This is a genomic window from Pseudodesulfovibrio cashew (assembly GCF_009762795.1).
Lineage (GTDB): Bacteria > Desulfobacterota > Desulfovibrionia > Desulfovibrionales > Desulfovibrionaceae > Pseudodesulfovibrio > Pseudodesulfovibrio cashew.
The window spans coordinates 3,500,162-3,516,557 of record NZ_CP046400.1; the positions used below are offsets into that span (position 1 = coordinate 3,500,162).

At 55.2% G+C, this 16,396-nt stretch carries 18 protein-coding genes and 1 tRNA gene; 5 read left to right on the forward strand and 14 right to left on the reverse strand.

The features are described from left to right. Positions 1-195: 195 nt before the first annotated feature. The 8 genes from GM415_RS16030 to GM415_RS16065 all read right to left on the reverse strand — a co-directional run bounded on the left by GM415_RS16030 (position 196) and on the right by GM415_RS16065 (position 5,067). Positions 196-495, reverse strand: a complete 300-nt coding sequence (locus GM415_RS16030; RefSeq protein WP_158949968.1) for a helix-turn-helix domain-containing protein — start codon at positions 493-495, stop codon at positions 196-198. Continuing rightward, positions 488-1,108 (reverse strand): tyrosine-type recombinase/integrase, encoded by a 621-nt coding sequence (locus GM415_RS16035; RefSeq protein WP_158949969.1) that lies wholly within the window; start codon positions 1,106-1,108, stop codon positions 488-490. Before GM415_RS16035 ends, GM415_RS16030 begins: the two co-directional genes overlap by 8 nt. Positions 1,109-1,266: 158 nt before the next feature. After that, the gene (locus tag GM415_RS16040; RefSeq protein WP_158949970.1) at positions 1,267-1,572 is read right to left on the reverse strand and encodes a hypothetical protein; all 306 of its coding nucleotides are present in this window, start codon (positions 1,570-1,572) and stop codon (positions 1,267-1,269) included. Beyond that, positions 1,572-2,315, reverse strand: coding sequence for a helix-turn-helix domain-containing protein (locus GM415_RS18270; RefSeq protein ID WP_158949971.1), 744 nt, complete (start codon positions 2,313-2,315; stop codon positions 1,572-1,574). The genes GM415_RS16040 and GM415_RS18270 overlap by 1 nt, the downstream gene beginning before the upstream one ends. Positions 2,316-2,399: 84 nt before the next feature. Then, a complete protein-coding gene (locus GM415_RS18275; protein ID WP_422393757.1) occupies positions 2,400-2,642 on the reverse strand; it encodes a helix-turn-helix transcriptional regulator in 243 nt (80 codons plus the stop codon). 60 nt (positions 2,643-2,702) lie between these two features. Next, positions 2,703-3,560 carry a hypothetical protein gene (locus tag GM415_RS16055; RefSeq protein WP_158949973.1) on the reverse strand — a complete coding sequence of 286 codons (858 nt, stop codon included), beginning with the start codon at positions 3,558-3,560 and terminating at the stop codon, positions 2,703-2,705. A gap of 8 nt (positions 3,561-3,568) precedes the next feature. After that, positions 3,569-4,783, reverse strand: a complete 1,215-nt coding sequence (locus GM415_RS16060) for a tyrosine-type recombinase/integrase (RefSeq protein ID WP_158949974.1) — start codon at positions 4,781-4,783, stop codon at positions 3,569-3,571. A gap of 192 nt (positions 4,784-4,975) precedes the next feature. Then, positions 4,976-5,067 (reverse strand) — tRNA-Ser (locus tag GM415_RS16065). Between the two features lie 174 nt (positions 5,068-5,241). On the opposite strand from GM415_RS16065, the gene GM415_RS16070 reads away from it, so the two are divergent. Beyond that, a complete protein-coding gene (locus GM415_RS16070; RefSeq protein WP_158949975.1) occupies positions 5,242-5,676 on the forward strand; it encodes a Fur family transcriptional regulator in 435 nt (144 codons plus the stop codon). Positions 5,677-5,790: 114 nt separating this feature from the next. Here GM415_RS16070 and GM415_RS16075 read toward each other — a convergent pair whose 3' ends face one another. After that, positions 5,791-6,777 carry a hypothetical protein gene (locus tag GM415_RS16075; protein WP_158949976.1) on the reverse strand — a complete coding sequence of 329 codons (987 nt, stop codon included), beginning with the start codon at positions 6,775-6,777 and terminating at the stop codon, positions 5,791-5,793. A gap of 330 nt (positions 6,778-7,107) precedes the next feature. On the opposite strand from GM415_RS16075, the gene phnD reads away from it, so the two are divergent. Further along, positions 7,108-8,109 (forward strand): phosphonate ABC transporter substrate-binding protein, encoded by a 1,002-nt coding sequence (gene phnD / locus GM415_RS16080; protein WP_158949977.1) that lies wholly within the window; start codon positions 7,108-7,110, stop codon positions 8,107-8,109. 3 nt (positions 8,110-8,112) lie between these two features. After that, complete coding sequence (locus GM415_RS16085) at positions 8,113-9,720, forward strand: HAMP domain-containing sensor histidine kinase (RefSeq protein WP_158949978.1); 1,608 nt, start codon at positions 8,113-8,115, stop codon at positions 9,718-9,720. Positions 9,721-9,732: 12 nt separating this feature from the next. Here GM415_RS16085 and GM415_RS16090 read toward each other — a convergent pair whose 3' ends face one another. The 4 genes from GM415_RS16090 to GM415_RS16105 form a co-directional block, all read right to left on the reverse strand. Then, positions 9,733-10,068 carry a tRNA-binding protein gene (locus GM415_RS16090; protein WP_158949979.1) on the reverse strand — a complete coding sequence of 112 codons (336 nt, stop codon included), beginning with the start codon at positions 10,066-10,068 and terminating at the stop codon, positions 9,733-9,735. A 76-nt stretch (positions 10,069-10,144) separates the two neighbouring features. Next, the gene (locus GM415_RS16095) at positions 10,145-10,954 is read right to left on the reverse strand and encodes an AraC family transcriptional regulator (protein ID WP_158949981.1); all 810 of its coding nucleotides are present in this window, start codon (positions 10,952-10,954) and stop codon (positions 10,145-10,147) included. A gap of 114 nt (positions 10,955-11,068) precedes the next feature. After that, complete coding sequence (locus GM415_RS16100; RefSeq protein WP_158949983.1) at positions 11,069-11,530, reverse strand: 4Fe-4S ferredoxin; 462 nt, start codon at positions 11,528-11,530, stop codon at positions 11,069-11,071. Beyond that, positions 11,520-12,536 carry a 4Fe-4S dicluster domain-containing protein gene (locus GM415_RS16105; RefSeq protein ID WP_158949985.1) on the reverse strand — a complete coding sequence of 339 codons (1,017 nt, stop codon included), beginning with the start codon at positions 12,534-12,536 and terminating at the stop codon, positions 11,520-11,522. Before GM415_RS16105 ends, GM415_RS16100 begins: the two co-directional genes overlap by 11 nt. 411 nt (positions 12,537-12,947) lie before the next feature. Here GM415_RS16105 and GM415_RS16110 point away from each other — a divergent pair, with 411 nt between their 5' ends. After that, a complete protein-coding gene (locus GM415_RS16110; protein WP_242012277.1) occupies positions 12,948-14,264 on the forward strand; it encodes a citrate synthase in 1,317 nt (438 codons plus the stop codon). A gap of 109 nt (positions 14,265-14,373) precedes the next feature. Further along, entirely contained in the window at positions 14,374-15,141 is a 768-nt protein-coding gene (locus GM415_RS16115) for an NAD kinase (protein ID WP_158949989.1), read from the forward strand. A gap of 87 nt (positions 15,142-15,228) precedes the next feature. On the opposite strand, the gene pstA is transcribed toward GM415_RS16115, so the two are convergent. Then, positions 15,229-16,389, reverse strand: coding sequence for a phosphate ABC transporter permease PstA (gene pstA, locus GM415_RS16120; RefSeq protein WP_158949991.1), 1,161 nt, complete (start codon positions 16,387-16,389; stop codon positions 15,229-15,231). Positions 16,390-16,396 lie beyond the last annotated feature (7 nt).

Consider the following 16,396-nt stretch of genomic DNA (forward strand, 5'->3'; position numbering starts at 1 on the left):
AAAAATTCGACTACGGGAACTACGGTAATTTTCCTCGCAGAAATAAAGGCGTGCGAGCAGCATACACCCACAGGGGTACCCCCCCGAAAAGGACCCGCAAGGGGTCTAGAACGGCGTTTACGTCCATTTGTGATCTTTTGAGACATGATATTCAAAGAATCGGTAGTTCCTTGCATTTCGATTGCTAGACGGCTCCTAGCGTATCCCCTGCAACGTCCTTTCTCCGTCCACACACGACTTTCCCGAAATTCCCAAGTGAAAATCGAGGGCTTGGTCAAGACGGCTCCATGGATCACTCACCCCTTCAATCCCCGTCACCTCACGCGCAGCCAGAAAGGCTTCAAGGAAGGCTTTCCGTATGGCATACCTGTAACGTTTCTTAGACCCTAAATTATAGGCTTTAAGCTGGCCCGTTCGTATAAACTTGCGCACAGTCTTGACGGACACTTCCAAACGAGCCGCAACTTCGGCCACAGTGTAGATGCGATCAATCATACAGAGCCCTCCCGATAGCTTTGGCAGCTTCGCACCGTTCATTGTCACGAAAACTCAAATAGTGCCGCGTACTAGCCGGGTCACGATGCCCGAGAGCAAGTGATGTTTCCGTAAAGGCGTCTACCTTCTCTCCATCGGCAACACGCTGGAGAAAATAGGTATACATCCGGTCTGCGAACGTTTTGCGCATAGAATGGGTGGACACTTGATCCACAACACCACAGGACTCAAAACACGACACCAAGACCCGGTGCGCTTGAGAGGGGCTGATAGCCCTGTTGCCTCTCCGTTGGGAACGGAAAAGGAAGTCGTCTGGGGCCGGGTATTCAAGGGCTCGTATCAAATCTAGCACTGCCTGCTGCCCCTCAGGCGGCAAGAAGGCGGTACGCCCTTCCTTGCTGCCTTTCATGTTGCGTTTAGGCACCTTGACCCGTCTGCGGACAAGCCTCCTCGCCACCACGTCCTTAATTCTCAAAGACAACATTTCGGAAATACGAAAGCCGCACAGGACTCCGAGGATAAACAGGCAACGATTACGCACCTCATACCGACCAGAGAATGACGTCAACACGCGGCGCACTTCCGCTTCTGTCAGCGGACGACACCCCTTCATGCTGCCTCCCTTACGGTCTCAGAATATGAGGGGGCCGCAATATCCTTGCATGCCATATTTTTATGCATTTTCCCCATCCTTTGTTTTCTGCTGGACGTAAACGTCCGCACTATTAACGACCAATGACGCACAATTTATTTCGTCAAAGACCTTCACCATTATTGATACGATCCGCTTAGCGGTTCCTCTTCCAAATCCATTTTCTCGAAATGCCTTCTCAAAAGCTCTCTTCGTAACACCATCAAACACACTCCACCTCCCAAGACGCCGACGTGCAAAGCTGCGGCTTTGTACTCGTCCTTCATTAAATCCTTCTCTTTATCCTTAAAAATATCCTTAGTGGGTAACTCATGCACCGTGACGGACTGAGTTAAGAGCAATCCGTGCAGCCATACGAGAGGGTAATTCGTGCCTCTTGTGGGTAATTCATGCCGATCAGGGGTAATACGTGCGGAACGAACCATCAGGTCTCACCTTCAAGTTTCGAGTTGAGATAGCTAACGGATTTCACATGAGGAGGGTAAACAAACACTCTCCAGTGAGTTTCATTGTCGTGGGCAGGCTCTATAAAAAAATTGTCTTGCAATGACCTAAGAGCGTTAGACCACACACGAGGCCCAATTCCAGCAAACTGCCTAAGAACAACAGGCTCAGCGTTACAATAGTCAGCTAGACGCCGATCCAAATATTCATACCACTCATCGTCTTGGAGCCACTCACCATAATCAGGATCAAGATCGGGCCTAGGACTTCCAAAAAAACGAAATGCCAACGACAGACTTCTGGCTGCTGGGGTCAGTTCAGACCAGTTCCCCCCATCAATGAATATCGATGGTAAAATGATCCCGTCAGCACAACTTGCTGGGAATCGATAAATTTTGGATCGACGCCCAGTCCTTAAAATACGCTTAGAAATTGAGATGACCTTTCGTTTCTCCAACTCTAGGGCGGCACTTCTGACTGTTTTACGTGTCAAACCTGACATAGCGGCAAGCCGCCCCTCGCTGGGGAATGCTTCCCCCTTATTGTCAGCATGCCTCAACAGTGTCGGCAAAAGGGCTTGGGCAGACCGGCCAAGTTCACACCATAAGCTAGGGCGGTAACCATTCGGCCCATTAAGGCCGACCAAGTCAGATGGAAGTAGCTTAAAATGTCTGTCCCATTTGGGTTCAACCCAACGGAACCCGCCAAAATCACTTGATGCCATCGCAAAGCACCATCACGGCAAAAAAGGTATCTGGAAGAAATGAGGGAGTACAGATAGCGGCACTTAGGCAACGCAGGTACATGGCTAGCCTTCTCTTTCAGAAAGCTTGTCCACGGCAGCCCGAATCTCCGTAGCAGGCCAAACGCTTGTCCTGTTTACTTTGATTGGCTTAGGGAATTTGCCAGCTCTTATTCCTCGACGAAAGGTACTCTCGCTGACAGATAGAAAATTAAGAATTTGGGGTAAACGGGCAAAGCCCTCTGTTGGAAAAATCGGATTCATATTTCCTCCACTTGCTTGAAATAATGACGGCCTTAGCCGCTTCATGACTTATGGAGGAAGGTTAGGACTTTAATCGTCAAACACGCAAAGCACCTAAAAAAATAATTAGGTTCTAGTTTTCTTGCTAAACCCAACCACGCTCTTTTTTTCTATGCATTCTATTGTCTTACGGTAGTAAAAGCCGAACTCATCAACCGAGTTTTCAAGCTTTAACTTGTACAGGTCATAAGCCTTTATAAAACTTGCCTTAGCCCTTTTAAGCGAACAGTGGTTTTGCTGAACATAATCCCAAATCCATAAACCTACGGCTCTTTTTATAACTGAATTTAATGGAACTCTCGCCATTGGAGTGGTTTTTAATAGTTGCGTCTTCACTCTTGCAAGCCTGGAAAGTTCACCATACTCATGACTACCTGTTAAATGAGTATTCCGTAGCTCAGAAATATTGTAAGAAATTTCATTTTCTCCCATTCCATGAGGAATCATGTACGCCTTTGCACTTTGTTGCCTCTCAATCGCAGTTACACCATCATAGATCATATTAAAACAATTCCCGCGAGACAGGCCATACTTATCAGCAAGATATTCAACCCAACTGTCATTAATGCTTAAATCTACCCCAAAAGGATAAAGCTCTCTGTCTATGGAAGCATAGTCGCTTTCCAGCCGATAGCTAAACGAGCCCCTTTCAAGATCGCTAACTATCTCATGGGCAGAATGATAAAAACGACAGTCGCCTAACGTAAGCATAATATTAGGAAGAGGCGGGTCAAAAGAACAGACAGTCCAACCGTAGACATTTTCTTTAGACATCTGATCTGGCAAACGCTCACCCTTGAGGATGGCTCGAAATATCAAGTCATTATTAATTGACGCCCTCCTGCCATATTCCCACTGCCAAAACAGGAGGAAATTGACTTCCTCCTGCAATTTTTCTCTTTGATATTCCTCAATTTTTGCCATTTTAAAACTCAATTCGCTTTCGCAAAAAGGGGAACAACTTTGCCGCCAGCTTTCAAGCTATCGAGGTAATCCGCCCACGCTTGCATCATCTTTTTTCGCTCGGGCAGGTGTTCAGCATAGTTGTAGCTGGCCCTAACTTTATCTTTCGGAGTGTGCGCCAACTGCCTTTCAATAGCATCCTTGTGCCAGCCATGCTCATTCAGCAACGTTGACGCCATGGACCTAAAGCCGTGGCCTGTCATTTCCTCCTTATCGTAGCCAAGACGCCGAAGAGATACATTAATGGTATTCTCTGACATGGGGCGTGAAGCTGTGCGTACACTCGGAAAAACGTATCCAGACGGGCCGGTAAGTTTGTAAACCTCAATCAGAATTGCCACAGCTTGCCTAGAAAGGGGCACAATATGAGGACTCCCCCCTTTCATTTTTGATTCCGGTATTCTCCACTCGCACGCTTCAAGGTCTACTTCACTCCATTCGGCGTTCCTCAACTCTCCAGGCCGCACAAAAACCAAAGGGGCTAATCTAAGGGCACAATGAACAACAAAAGTCCCTGAAAAGCCATCTATGGCCCTTAGAAGTGGACCTATTTCTTTAGGATCGGTAATCGACGGGTGGTGCTTCACCTTCCTGGCCGGTGGGATTGCACCTTTTATATCTGCTGCGGGGTCACGCTCTGCGCGTCCAGCGGCCACGGCATAACGAAAAATTTGAGACATTATTTGCCGAACACGCCTAGCAGATTCAACAGCACCACGCTTTTCACAACGCTGCACAACCCCCAACATATCTTCAACCCCCAAATCTGAAATAGGACGCTCTCCGATGAACGGAAACACGTTCTTTTCGAGACGTTCAATGGTGGTCTTTGCATGACGCCCACTCCAACCGGCAAGGTTCTTTTGAAACCATTCACGCGCGACAGCTTCAAATGCTTCACTCGCGCTGGTCCGCCGTTTGTCTTCTTTGCGCTTTCGAGAGGGATCAATCCCCTGAGCAATGAGCGTTTTTAGCTGGCTACGTCTTGTACGAGCATCCTGAAGCGTGATGTATGGATACGTGCCAACAGACAACCCCGTCCGCTTACCATTCATCTGAAAACGGAATCGCCACCATTTGCGCCCCTTGGGGCTAACGACAAGAGCAAGACCCTCTCCGTCATTCAACGTATATTCTTTGGCTCTCGGCTTCGCTGCTTTTATCTTCGCATCAGTCAACGGCATAGGGCTCTCCCGGGAAAATGGTACATCAAAAAGTGGTATATTTTGAAATATACCACTTTATGTACACTTTGCACCCGGCCTGTCAAGACTCCTCACGACTCGTCCAGACCGCTATGGATTTAACAATAGCAACAAAAAAGCCCTCTTAGTGAGGGCTTTAGACTCTTCCTGAACGTAAGAGATTTTGAAATATGGCGGAGAGGGAGGGATTCGAACCCCCGGACGAGTTGCCCCGCCTCTGGTTTTCAAGACCAGCGCATTAAACCGAGCTCTGCCACCTCTCCGTGGGAAGGCTCCGGACAAGGGCGTCCGGTGCGGGAGACACCTTGTATGAATCCCACTATTGATTGTCAAGCGGCATCGGACAGTGCGCTTCAATGACAACCGCCTTTGACATGGCTCAATCCATCCCGTAAGGAGCTATGAGTACACGTGCACACAAACGGACTTGATATACCATGACAAAACCACAAGATGTCTTCGCCCGCTACCTTGCGGACCAGAACCTCAAGATGACCCCGCAACGCAGGCTCATCCTCGATACCTTTCTCAAACAAAACGACCACCTGTCGTCGGAGGAACTGTACGCCAAGGTGAAGAGACGCGACAAATCCGTCGGCCAGGCAACAGTCTACAGAACGCTCAAACTGCTCAACGAATCCGGCCTGATCGAGCCCCTGGATTTCGCTGACGGCGTGACCCGATATGAGATGAGCTACGGCGAAAGCCACCACGACCATCTCATCTGCGAATCCTGCGGAGAAAACATCGAGATCCTGGACGAGACCATAGAGGCGCGGCAGGAGGAACTGGCCCGGCAGCACGGGTACACCCTCACCAGGCACAAGATGTACCTTTACGGTATCTGTGAAAAGTGCCGGAAAAAGAAATAGGACCGATTCGTCCGGCTCCCAGCCAATCCCCGTAATCCCGCCATTCGCCTTATGCGACTCCGCCGGCAGACGTAAATCGCCTTGCCGGAGGATACTGGAATATCTTTAAAAGGATCATTCAGCCTGTTCGAGAAAACGGGCCAGTGCGGGTATTTCTCCGTCCAGTTTCTTCCAAATGTAACCGCTGCCCTCTTTCTCTCCCGAAGCCATGAACTGAATACCCAGCCCGACGCTGCCGCCCTTGCCGGAGAATCGGCTGCGGACGGTTCCTATCGCGTTGAAGTAGGAGTACTTCTTCGTATCCCGATTCCAGACGCTGACTCGAAGCACCAACTGGTGCCCCGGAACCAAAGACGGCAGCTTGCCCACGGGATTGAGGATAAGCAGACGAATGCCGCCGGGCGAAATATCCTCGACGGCCAGACGCATTTTATCGCCATAGCGTTTGGGGTTGTTCACGGTTTGAAGGTCTGGCCGGGCCATCCAGAAGGCGTTGCGCTTGGTGATATCCCATGCCTTGACGCGGACTCCGCCTTCCCGGGCCACCAGCTTTCGCGAATGCCTGCGCCGAATCACGAAGCGATAGCGAATCGGAGTCAGCAGAGTCATGGACCGGATTGTCGCGCCCCGCTTGTCTGCGTGCCCGACAAAAGTGACGAACGCATTGAGCTTGCGGCCCGAATAGGTGAACGGCTTGCAGAAGCAGATGACCCTGGCATTCTTCAGCTTCACCGCCGTGGGACGCACATCCACCAGCTGCAGACGCATCTTGCCTCCCACAACCTCCTGGACCCGGACATTGCCGAGCTTTCGCCCAACGCCCTTCCCGGTATACAGGTACATGTCGAGCATCACGCCCTTGGAGACCAGGTAGTTCTGGACGATGCGATGGGTGCGCATGGACAACAGACGGGTGAAGAAACGCAGGACCTTGAACCCGATGAGCTTGTGGTAATACCACAGGGCCACGGCGACGACCACGGGTACGGCCACCAACAGAATGTCGGTGAACACTCCCACCAGGTCAACCCGGCCGGATCCGCTTTGAAACGTCCTTTGCACGTCCCGCAGATAGTCAAACTGGGCCATGTATTCCAGCATGCCGCTCCCATTTCGTGGTCAAGGAATTGACAGGGAAACCCTCCCTCTCCAATGCCTTGCAAAGACAGTACCTTTCACCACAAGAACCCAGCCCGTCAACCAGGCAGACCGAATCCCCGCCACTGCCATTAGAGCACATCCCCGGCATTTGACCAAGAGCCCTGCCTCGCGTCCGAGAGCCTACTACGGCGAGAGGAATGTTACAATCCTGCAATAATCCACCTGAAGCCAGGCACAAATGCTTGTGCAGGGTATATAGACCCGGTCCTGCGTTCGTTCCCAAAGACGGACGGCACTGAAAAGCGACAATCCCCAATGACGGATACCCGAATGAAATATACCTCCCTGTTACGAACCTTCGCGTTGACCATCGCCCTCCTGACCAGCCTGACTTTCCGGCCCGGCGACGCCGATGCCAACCCCGGCGGCCTGACCATGGGGTTCGTCGCCGCCGATTCCAAAGAACTAACCCTGGAGCGATGGCAGCCTATCCTGGACGATCTGTCGAAGGAGCTTGGCATTCCTGTCCGGTCAGTCGTGCTCGACGATTACGCCGGCATCATCTGGCATTTGGCCATGAACAAGGCGCAGATGGCCTGGGTTGGTAACAAGGCCGCATTGGAGGCCGTGGACAGGGCCGACTGCGAAATCATGCTCCAGGTGGTGAACGCCAGGACTGGGAACGGATACTACTCTCACCTGATCACAAGCAAGGATTCGCCACTGAATAGCGTGCAGGACGTCCTCGACAACGCCGCACATCTCACTTTCGGCAACGGCGACCCCAACTCCACGTCCGGCTTTGTGGTGCCCGGATACTACATCTTCGCCCGACGAGGTCTTGATCCCAAGACCTTGTTCAAGCGGGTGGTGAACAACAACCATGAAAAGAATTTCCATGCGGTTGCCAACGGTACCGTGGACGTGGCCACCAACAACAGCATGGCTCTGGTCCGCTATCAAATTCACTATCCCGACCAACGTGCCGGAATCAAGATCATCTGGACATCCCCGCTCATTCCCAGCGACCCCATCGTGGTCCGTCGCGACCTTGACCCCGCCCTACGCCAGCGCATCGAGACCTTTCTCAGCAACTACGGAAAAAAGACCACAGGCAAAAGCGACAGGCAGACCACCTGGGAAAAACAGATCCTCGCGGGACGAGACTGGGCGGAATTCGCCCCTTCGGACAACTCGCAACTCGCCCCCATTCGCAAGTTGGAGCTGTTCAAGATGCGAATGCGCATCCAGAAGGACGACACTATTCCCTCCGAGACGAAAGAAGCGCGGCTCCAAGAAATCGACACCCGCCTGAAGGAACTCGAACAATAACCGATGCAAAATTCAAACGGCCATCATCCCGAGAATACGAAGCAATCCAGCTTTCGCTTCTCCCTGGCGCTCAAGATCGTCACCCCGGTGGTCTGCGTCATCGCAGCGGCGTGCCTTTTCCTGTTCACCATGTATTCCAGACGGGCGCAGGAGTTGGGCAACGAATATCTCCGCCAGGGGCTGGAAAACTTCGCCACGAGCAAGGTGGAAGAATTAGCCGAACCTCTGTGGAACTTCCAGACCGACTTCCTCATGCGATTGATGCGCAGCTATCGTGACAACGACAACCTGCTCTACATCGGCCTCTACGACACCCGGGGCAACCTTGTGGCCGAAGAGACCGATATTAGCGACGTGCCCTATTCCAATGTACTGACAACCGAACGCAGCTTGAACAGGACCGCTGGAACCGAATCCTTCGACCTGGGCAGGCTGGTGGTCAAATACCACAACGGCAAGCAACTCATTGTCCAAAAAAACCGCCGGGAATCCGACATCGCCTTCACGGCGGTGCTCATGACCATCCTGGCCGGAGCCATATGGCTCTCGGTACACCTTCTCGTGGGCAGGCCGCTCCGCCGCATCCGTAAATCCCTGGACGAAAACACGGCCAGCAACAAGCGAACCCCGCTTTCCTGGGACAGCAGAGACGAGCTAGGCGAGGTTGTCAGGGCTTACAACACCTTGCTGCGGGAGGTTGAACAGCAGACCTCGGCTCTTGTCTCCATGAACGCCACACTGCGCTACGAAGTGGAAAACCGGATTATCGCCGAAAAGGAACTGGCCAAAATCCACGACGAGCTGGAGCACAAGGTGGCCATGCGCACCATGGAGCTGAACATCGCCAACCAGGAACTGATCGAACTCGACAACCAGCGTGCGGCGTTTCTCTCCTCGGCGTCCCATGAACTACGCACTCCCCTGGCCGCCGTGCTCGGCTTTGCCACGCTCATCAAGAAAAACTTCAACAGGCACTTCATGCCGTTGACCGAACAATACGGGCTGGAATCCCAGGCGCGGACCATGAACAAGAACCTGGCCATCATTGCCACCGAAGGCGGCCGGTTGACCAGGCTCATAGACGACCTGCTTGATCTGAACAAGATTGAAGCCGGACGAATGGAATGGCGGGACGAAGAACTGGACGTGGGAAAAGAGATGCGCCGGGCCGTTCAGACCATGCGGTCCATGGTAGACGGCAAGCCCGATCTGGAAATGAGCGCGGAGCCGGACAGCCTTCTCCCTCCCCTGACCTGCGACCCGGACCGCTTCCAGCAACTCTTGACCAACCTGCTTTCAAACGCCGTCAAGCATACGGAAAAAGGAACGATCCGACTCTCGGCAAAGGCTGGGCACAATACTATTCGAATCAAGGTCTCGGATACGGGCAAGGGTATCCCGGAGGAGGACAGAAAGCTGATCTTCCAAAGATTCTACCAGATAGGCGGAGGAAAGACCTACAAGCCCTCCGGCACGGGCCTCGGCCTTGCCATCTGCAGACAGATCGTCAAACACTATGGAGGGAGTATCTCCCTTACCTCCAAAATGGGAGAAGGGACCACCTTCACGGTGGAACTCCCTTCCGACCGTAATATTCCTCAATTGTATTGAGGCAGCTCGAAGCTATCCCAGCTTGAGCCCGTCCGGCAGCGGCTTATCCGGCACGGCAAGGACCACGCCGTCCTCCCGATAAAAGCCCGTTATCAGACATTCCGACTTCATGGGACCAATCTGCTTGGGCGGGAAGTTGACCACGCCCACGATCTGCCTACCGACCAACTCTTCCATGGCGTACAGATCCGCAATCTGGGCGCTGGACTTGCGCACCCCGATCTCCGGGCCGAAATCCACCCAAACCCTGTAGGCAGGGTTACGCGCCTCGGGAAACGGCTGCACGTCCGTAATGGTGCCGACCCGTAATTCCACCTTCTCGAAATCGTTCCAACTGATGGTTTCCATTTTCATCCTCCCGGTTGCGAAAAAACCAGCGGCACCATAGCCGCCCTCGGCTCGGCCATCTTGAACAAAATTGACCTCAGGAACAGACCTGGCGGCGATACCTGCCGGGGGTAATACCGAAACGCAACTTGAAGCGCCTGGCAAGATGGCTCTGGTCAGCGAACCCGGTATCCAGGGCTACCTCGACGAGGGATGCGCCTTCGGCCAGCAAAGCCTTGGCGCAGGCCAGACGGCGCTCAACAAGATAGGCGTGCGGCGACATGCCCGTCTCCCGCCGGAACAAACGGATGAGATGACAGGCCGAGCAACCGCAAAGCGCGGCCACTTCATCCAGGCCCAACGACTCCGCGAACCGTTCGTCCAGGATGGAGCGGGCCTCGGCCACCTTGCGCGGTTCCGAACCGGGGCGAGGATACAGGCGGTACTCTCCGTGCCGCCCGAGCAGCCGGCTGAACACAGAAAGAAATGATTCGTGGATGAGAAAGGCATCTTCCGAACGAATGAGTACGGCGTGAAGGTCAGCCAGCCACCCTCTCGCCTCCGTGTCGCGCTGGAGGCGGCTCCTGAATCCGGACGACCTCCCGCCGCACTGCCCGACGATCTCCTCAATCACAATCGGGTCCACGTAAAAGGACTCCAGGGTCCGGGACTCGGTCACCGGACGATTGGCATGCACCTCGCCAGGAGCGACCACACCGAAGCTGTCCGGCTGGAGAATGGCGGAACTCCCGCCAAAGCTTACCCGTTCCCCGCCTGTCCCGTTGATCCAGAAGACGTAGGCATCGTGAGTGTGCGGGGCGAAATGAAAATCCGGATCGGCCAGGCGCAGGACTTCCACGCCTTCCAGCCCTGGCGGGCGCCGGTATCGGGTAGAAAACGAATGCATGAGAACCTCGCCCGTGCCGTAGCACGACAGCCTGGGACGGTCCAGGCAACCTAGGCCGCAAAAAAAGGGAGGCCTCCGGGCCTCCCTCATAATTTCATACTTGATGCGACGCAATCATCGACTTTTCGCGTAGGCCGAGGAGCGCTTCAGCAGCGCGGTAAGAGCCAGCACACCAAGGACCATGACCAGCCCGAAATGGACCCACTCGATGGTCATGACCGCAGCCGGATGCAGGGTCACGCCCGGCAGGTTACGGTATACACGGAAGCCGCCGCTGATGATGATTCCGGCCATGACGGCCACACGCACCGCGCCGAGAGGCGTCAGGGCGAGACGATTCCGCCACTCCATGAACCAGTTGACCAAAGTCATTCCTACCAGGAAGAGCAACGCCGCAGCCAACATATAATGCAGCTTGTGCACCAGATGGAAGTCACCGGTCCAGGCCATGCCTGGAAGGTCGGTGAGATAATACCTGCGGGCCAGCGGCATTTGCAGGAAGCCGGTGAAGGTCAGCAGCCCCACCAGCCAGACATAGGCCCGGGAAATCAATGTGGGATATGTCCTAGCTTTCATCGGAGCCCCCTTCGCCTTCCTCCCGGTTGCCCAAGAGCTTGGCTCCAAGGCCCAGGAAACCTGCAGCGATCCCGGCAATGGGCGCGACCACGGTGGCTGTGGCCAGATTGGTCTCATCGGCCATGGTGTCCTTGACCTTGGACAGATGTGGCTTGCCTTTGCCCTTATCCACCGCCTTGTTCAGGACTTCGAAAGGCACCGGAGAGACATACAGGGTGTTGGTGCCGCCGTTTTCATCCAGCCCGTAGATATATCCATTCATCTCACGGGCCAGGGACTTGGCCTTGGCCACGATTTCACGGCGCGGGCCGATGGTCTGGACGTTCTCGGGACAGACGTCGATGCAGGCGGGCAGTTCCCCCTTGTCCAGAAGCTGATAGCAACGGTCACACTTGTACATGACGCCATTGCCACCCAGCCTGGGCATGAGGTCCAGATAGAGCCCCACCCCGGACTGACGCTGGGGAATGTGCCAGGGACAGACCTTCCGGCACTTGGCCCCACCCATGCACAGGTTGTCGTAGATTCGGGTGATGCCGTTGGTCTGCTTGGAGGCCGCGCCGAAAGGACAGAGGTGTGAACAGGGCGGATTCTGGCAATGCATGCAGCGGCGCGGAATGTTGATCTCGTATTCCTCTCCCTTGAACTCCACCTCGGCGGTCTGGATGAACAACCAATTGTAGGGAGTCAACCGATCATCAATGTCCCGCTTTTCGGACCAGTCCTCGGGTTTGGCCCGCTTGGCCGGAACCATGGGAGGGAAAGGCTTTTTCGGCTCGGGGAACTTCTGCGAGTTGGACTCGCGGCAGGCTTCGACGCATGCGCCGCAGCCTATGCATTTGGAAAGGTCGAGCAGGGTCGCCAACTCGCCGTCGGAGGGTTTGGGGACCCGCTCCTGGGCGGCCATCGCCGTGCCCGGAACGAGCATCCCGGCCCCGCCGATGCCCAATGTCTTCAAGAATCCCCGGCGGCTCAGCCCCGGGACCTTGGAATGTGTTTTCTTCATGCGTCAGACTTCCTTGGATGTGCGTTGGTGCTCAAGCCACCGAGGGGCGGCGGCCACGCGCTACATACCCTATGGGGGTATAATTCGGTTTGTCAAGACCCACCCCTCGAAATAACATGAATATCCATACAATCATCGCAGATCACCGCAACTTCCCGCAAGGCTGAAATAAAATTTAACTCATTAAAATTATTGATGTTAGTAAAATGACACCGTTTGTTCATTTGACAATAGCCCAAAATCAGGTATGATTCCTGTTGCGGAAAAAAAGACAGACTCACCTATTCAAGCCTCTGTCATGATCACCGGACCGTAGCCGGATATTCACACGGCACCTGGCGAAAAACCAAATTTTCTTTTCCACCCGTTATGCCATGGGGGGCTTTACTGATGAGTAACAAAAGGAGTGATATGCTGAAAGATACCGAAAAGACCGCTACCAAGACGGCCACGCTTACCCTGGACGGCAAGACCTATGAACTGCCCGTCATCGTGGGAACGGAAAACGAACACGCCATCGACGTGACGCGGCTCCGTAGCGATACCGGCTACATCACCTTCGATCCCGGCTTCGCCAACACCGGCGCGTGCACCAGCGACATCACCTACGTCAACGGAGAACAGGGAATCCTCCGCTACCGGGGCTACCCCATTGAGGACCTGGCCCAAGGAGCGACCTTCATCGAGACAGCCTACCTGCTGATTTTCGGCGACCTGCCCACCCGCGCCCAGCGCCAGGAATTCCGCGAACTGCTCAATGAGCAGGAACTCCTGCACGAAGGCCTCCGCCACCATTTCGAGGGATTCCCCTCCAACGGGCACCCCATGGCCATCCTTTCGGCGGTCATCAACGCCCTGGGTTGCTACCATCCCGATCTGCTGGAAATCACCTCCCGGGACGACTTTCTCCGCGCCGCAGCCAAGATCATCTCCAAGGTGCGCACCATCGCGGCCTGGTCCTATCGCAAGGCCCAGGGGCTGCCGTTCATGTACCCCGATCCCAAGCTCTCCTACTGCCGAAACTTCCTGCACATGATGCACTCCATCCCGCACAAGCATTATGAGCCCACGGACAAGCAGGTTCGCGCCCTCTCCCTGTTCTTCCTGCTCCACGCCGACCATGAGCAGAACTGCTCCTGCTCCACCGTGCGCATGGTCCAGTCCACCGAGGCCAACCTGTTCGCCTCGGTCTCGGCGGGCATCTGCGCCCTGTGGGGCAAGCTGCATGGCGGCGCCAACGCGGGCGTCGTCAACATGCTGGAGGAAATCCACGCAGGCAACACGACCATCAAGGACTACATCGAGTCGGTGAAGCGCAAGGAATGCCGCCTGATGGGCTTCGGCCACCGCATTTACAAATCCTTTGATCCACGCGCCAAGATACTGCGCCAGGCCGCCCACGACATGCTGGACTCCATGGGCTACGACGATCCCCTGCTGGACATCGCCCTGGAGCTGGCCGAGGCAGCTCTCAACGACCCCTACTTCACGGATCGGAAGCTCTACCCCAACGTCGACTTCTACTCCGGCATCATCCTGCGGGGCCTGGGAATCCCGGTGAATATGTTCCCGGTCATGTTCGCCATCGGCCGCATGCCCGGCTGGATCGCACACTGGAACGAGGCCAACACCAATGGCGTGGCCAAAATCCATCGCCCCCGTCAGATCTACACAGGGCAGGCTCCTCGCGAGTACATCCCTCTGGATATGCGACTTGAGCAAGACTAACGCACACAACGAAAAGCCCCGGCACATGCCGGGGCTTTTCCTTTACCTCCCCACTGCCAGGGTGTAGGTAACCAACGTTCCCGACCTTTCACGCAACAAGGACGCCGCAATGCCCTTTGAGAAAATCGCCTGCATCGCCTCACGAGCCTCCATGGCTCAGGAGGCTTACGCCGAGTTGGCAAAATGCCACGCCTTCGTAGATACGGACGAAGCGGACGTCATCGTGGTCCTGGGCGGCGACGGCTTCATCCTTTCGGCTATGCACGACTTCCTGCACCTGGACACGCCCATCTACGGCATGAACCGGGGCACTATCGGCTTCCTGCTCAACAACTATCGGAAAGAGAACCTCCTGGAACGACTCAACGCAGCCGAACCGCAGACCCTCCATCCGCTGAAGATGACCGCTACGACCACCACGGGAGAAAGCATGGCAGCGCTGGCCTTCAACGAGGTCTCCCTGCTCCGTTATTCTCAGCAGTCGGCCACCATCCGGGTCATTATCAACAACAAGATCCGCCTGGACGAGCTGGTCTGCGACGGAGTAATGGTCGCCACTCCCGCCGGTTCCACGGCCTACAATCTTTCCGCCAGAGGCCCCATTATTCCCCTTGGCGCGGACCTACTGGCGCTGACACCGGTTTCCCCGTGCCGCCCCAGGCGCTGGTCCGGCGCGCTGCTGCCTCATACCGCCATCGTGGAATTCCAGATTCTCAACCCCCAGAAGCGTCCGGTGGGGGCCTCGGCCGATTCCTTCGAAGTCCGCAACGTGGCCAAGGTTGTCATCAGTGTGGAAAAGAGCAAGCAGACGACCATCCTCTTCGACCCGGACCACTCCCTGGAGGAACGAATTTTCAGCGAACAGTTCGTCCACTGACGACACCATCGATATTGAAAACGCCACGAAAAAAGGGCTTGCCACAATGGCAAGCCCTTTTTTCGTGGCCGGGAGAGAGGAAGCCCGCTACCACTTGGTTTCGTATTTGTTCCGCATGTAAATGGCTACTCCGTTCATGAGCAGCATCACTGCCAGAAGGACGATAATGCCCGCCGAGGTGCGCTCGGTGAAGGCGCGCATGGAGTCCGACGACCAGGTATAAATCTGGGCCGGGAGGACTGTGGTGGCGCTGACAACGCCTTCGGGCGCCTCGGGGATATAGGCCATCATGCCGACGATCATCAACGGCGCGGTCTCGCCGATGGCGCGCGCAAGGCCGATGATGGTACCTGTCAGGATGCCGGGCAGGGAAAGGGGCAGGACGTTGGTCATGACCATCTGCCAGCGGGTCGCGCCCAGGGCCAATGCGCCTTCCCTGATGGAGTCCGGGATTGCAAGGATGGCCGCGCGCGTGGAGATGATGATCACGGGCAGCGTCATGAGCGAGAGCGTCAGACCGCCGACCAGTGCGGAGGAACGAGGCACGCCCATGAAGTTGATGAAGATGGACAGACCAAGCAGACCGAACAGGATGGACGGGATTGCAGCCAGGTTGTTGATGTTGACCTCGATGATCTGCATCAGCCGGTTGTCGGGCGCGAACTCCTCCAGATAGATGGCCGTTGCCACACCCAGGGGGAAGCTGAAGGCCAGGGTGATGAGGAGGACGTAGAACGAGCCTACCGCAGCGGCAGCGATACCGGCCATTTCCGGCAGCTTGGAATCGCCGTTGATGAAGAAACCGGTGTTGAACGCGAGTCTGGCCCGTCCTTCGGCCCGCATCTTGTCCACCAGCTTGCGTTCATTTTTGTGCAGCCGGTTGGGCTTGCCCTTGAGGTATTGGTCAACCTCGGAGTCGGCCAGGACCCATTTTTCTTCAGAGGTGCCGATCAGTTGGCGGTCCTTGCGTATCATGTTGGGGATCAACCGGGTAAAGCCTCGGCTGACAAGATAGCTGACGTCCTCGTCCAGAGCGTAATCACCCATTTCCAGGGCTTCCTCGTTGTAGCTGACCTCGACCCGCAGCTCGGCCTGCTCGAAGGCGGACCAGGCCGTTGACACGATATCGGCGAAGAAGAAGACGAGGAAAGCCCCGGCCAGCATGATGGCGGAATAGGAGTAGATGCGGAACCGCCGATCACGGTTGGCCCGTCTCTTCAAGTGTTTGTGATCAGGAGTGAATGACATGACCTTC

Coding starts and splice junctions, on each gene's coding strand:
- GM415_RS16030 (WP_158949968.1), bottom strand. CDS start 495: ATGATTGATCGCATCTACACTGTGGCCGAAGTTGCGGCTCGTTTGGAA.
- GM415_RS16035 (WP_158949969.1), bottom strand. CDS start 1,108: ATGAAGGGGTGTCGTCCGCTGACAGAAGCGGAAGTGCGCCGCGTGTTG.
- GM415_RS16040 (WP_158949970.1), bottom strand. CDS start 1,572: ATGGTTCGTTCCGCACGTATTACCCCTGATCGGCATGAATTACCCACA.
- GM415_RS18270 (WP_158949971.1), bottom strand. CDS start 2,315: ATGGCATCAAGTGATTTTGGCGGGTTCCGTTGGGTTGAACCCAAATGG.
- GM415_RS18275 (WP_422393757.1), bottom strand. CDS start 2,642: ATGAAGCGGCTAAGGCCGTCATTATTTCAAGCAAGTGGAGGAAATATG.
- GM415_RS16055 (WP_158949973.1), bottom strand. CDS start 3,560: ATGGCAAAAATTGAGGAATATCAAAGAGAAAAATTGCAGGAGGAAGTC.
- GM415_RS16060 (WP_158949974.1), bottom strand. CDS start 4,783: ATGCCGTTGACTGATGCGAAGATAAAAGCAGCGAAGCCGAGAGCCAAA.
- GM415_RS16070 (WP_158949975.1), top strand. CDS start 5,242: ATGACAAAACCACAAGATGTCTTCGCCCGCTACCTTGCGGACCAGAAC.
- GM415_RS16075 (WP_158949976.1), bottom strand. CDS start 6,777: ATGCTGGAATACATGGCCCAGTTTGACTATCTGCGGGACGTGCAAAGG.
- phnD (WP_158949977.1), top strand. CDS start 7,108: ATGAAATATACCTCCCTGTTACGAACCTTCGCGTTGACCATCGCCCTC.
- GM415_RS16085 (WP_158949978.1), top strand. CDS start 8,113: ATGCAAAATTCAAACGGCCATCATCCCGAGAATACGAAGCAATCCAGC.
- GM415_RS16090 (WP_158949979.1), bottom strand. CDS start 10,068: ATGGAAACCATCAGTTGGAACGATTTCGAGAAGGTGGAATTACGGGTC.
- GM415_RS16095 (WP_158949981.1), bottom strand. CDS start 10,954: ATGCATTCGTTTTCTACCCGATACCGGCGCCCGCCAGGGCTGGAAGGC.
- GM415_RS16100 (WP_158949983.1), bottom strand. CDS start 11,530: ATGAAAGCTAGGACATATCCCACATTGATTTCCCGGGCCTATGTCTGG.
- GM415_RS16105 (WP_158949985.1), bottom strand. CDS start 12,536: ATGAAGAAAACACATTCCAAGGTCCCGGGGCTGAGCCGCCGGGGATTC.
- GM415_RS16110 (WP_242012277.1), top strand. CDS start 12,948: ATGCTGAAAGATACCGAAAAGACCGCTACCAAGACGGCCACGCTTACC.
- GM415_RS16115 (WP_158949989.1), top strand. CDS start 14,374: ATGCCCTTTGAGAAAATCGCCTGCATCGCCTCACGAGCCTCCATGGCT.
- pstA (WP_158949991.1), bottom strand. CDS start 16,389: ATGTCATTCACTCCTGATCACAAACACTTGAAGAGACGGGCCAACCGT.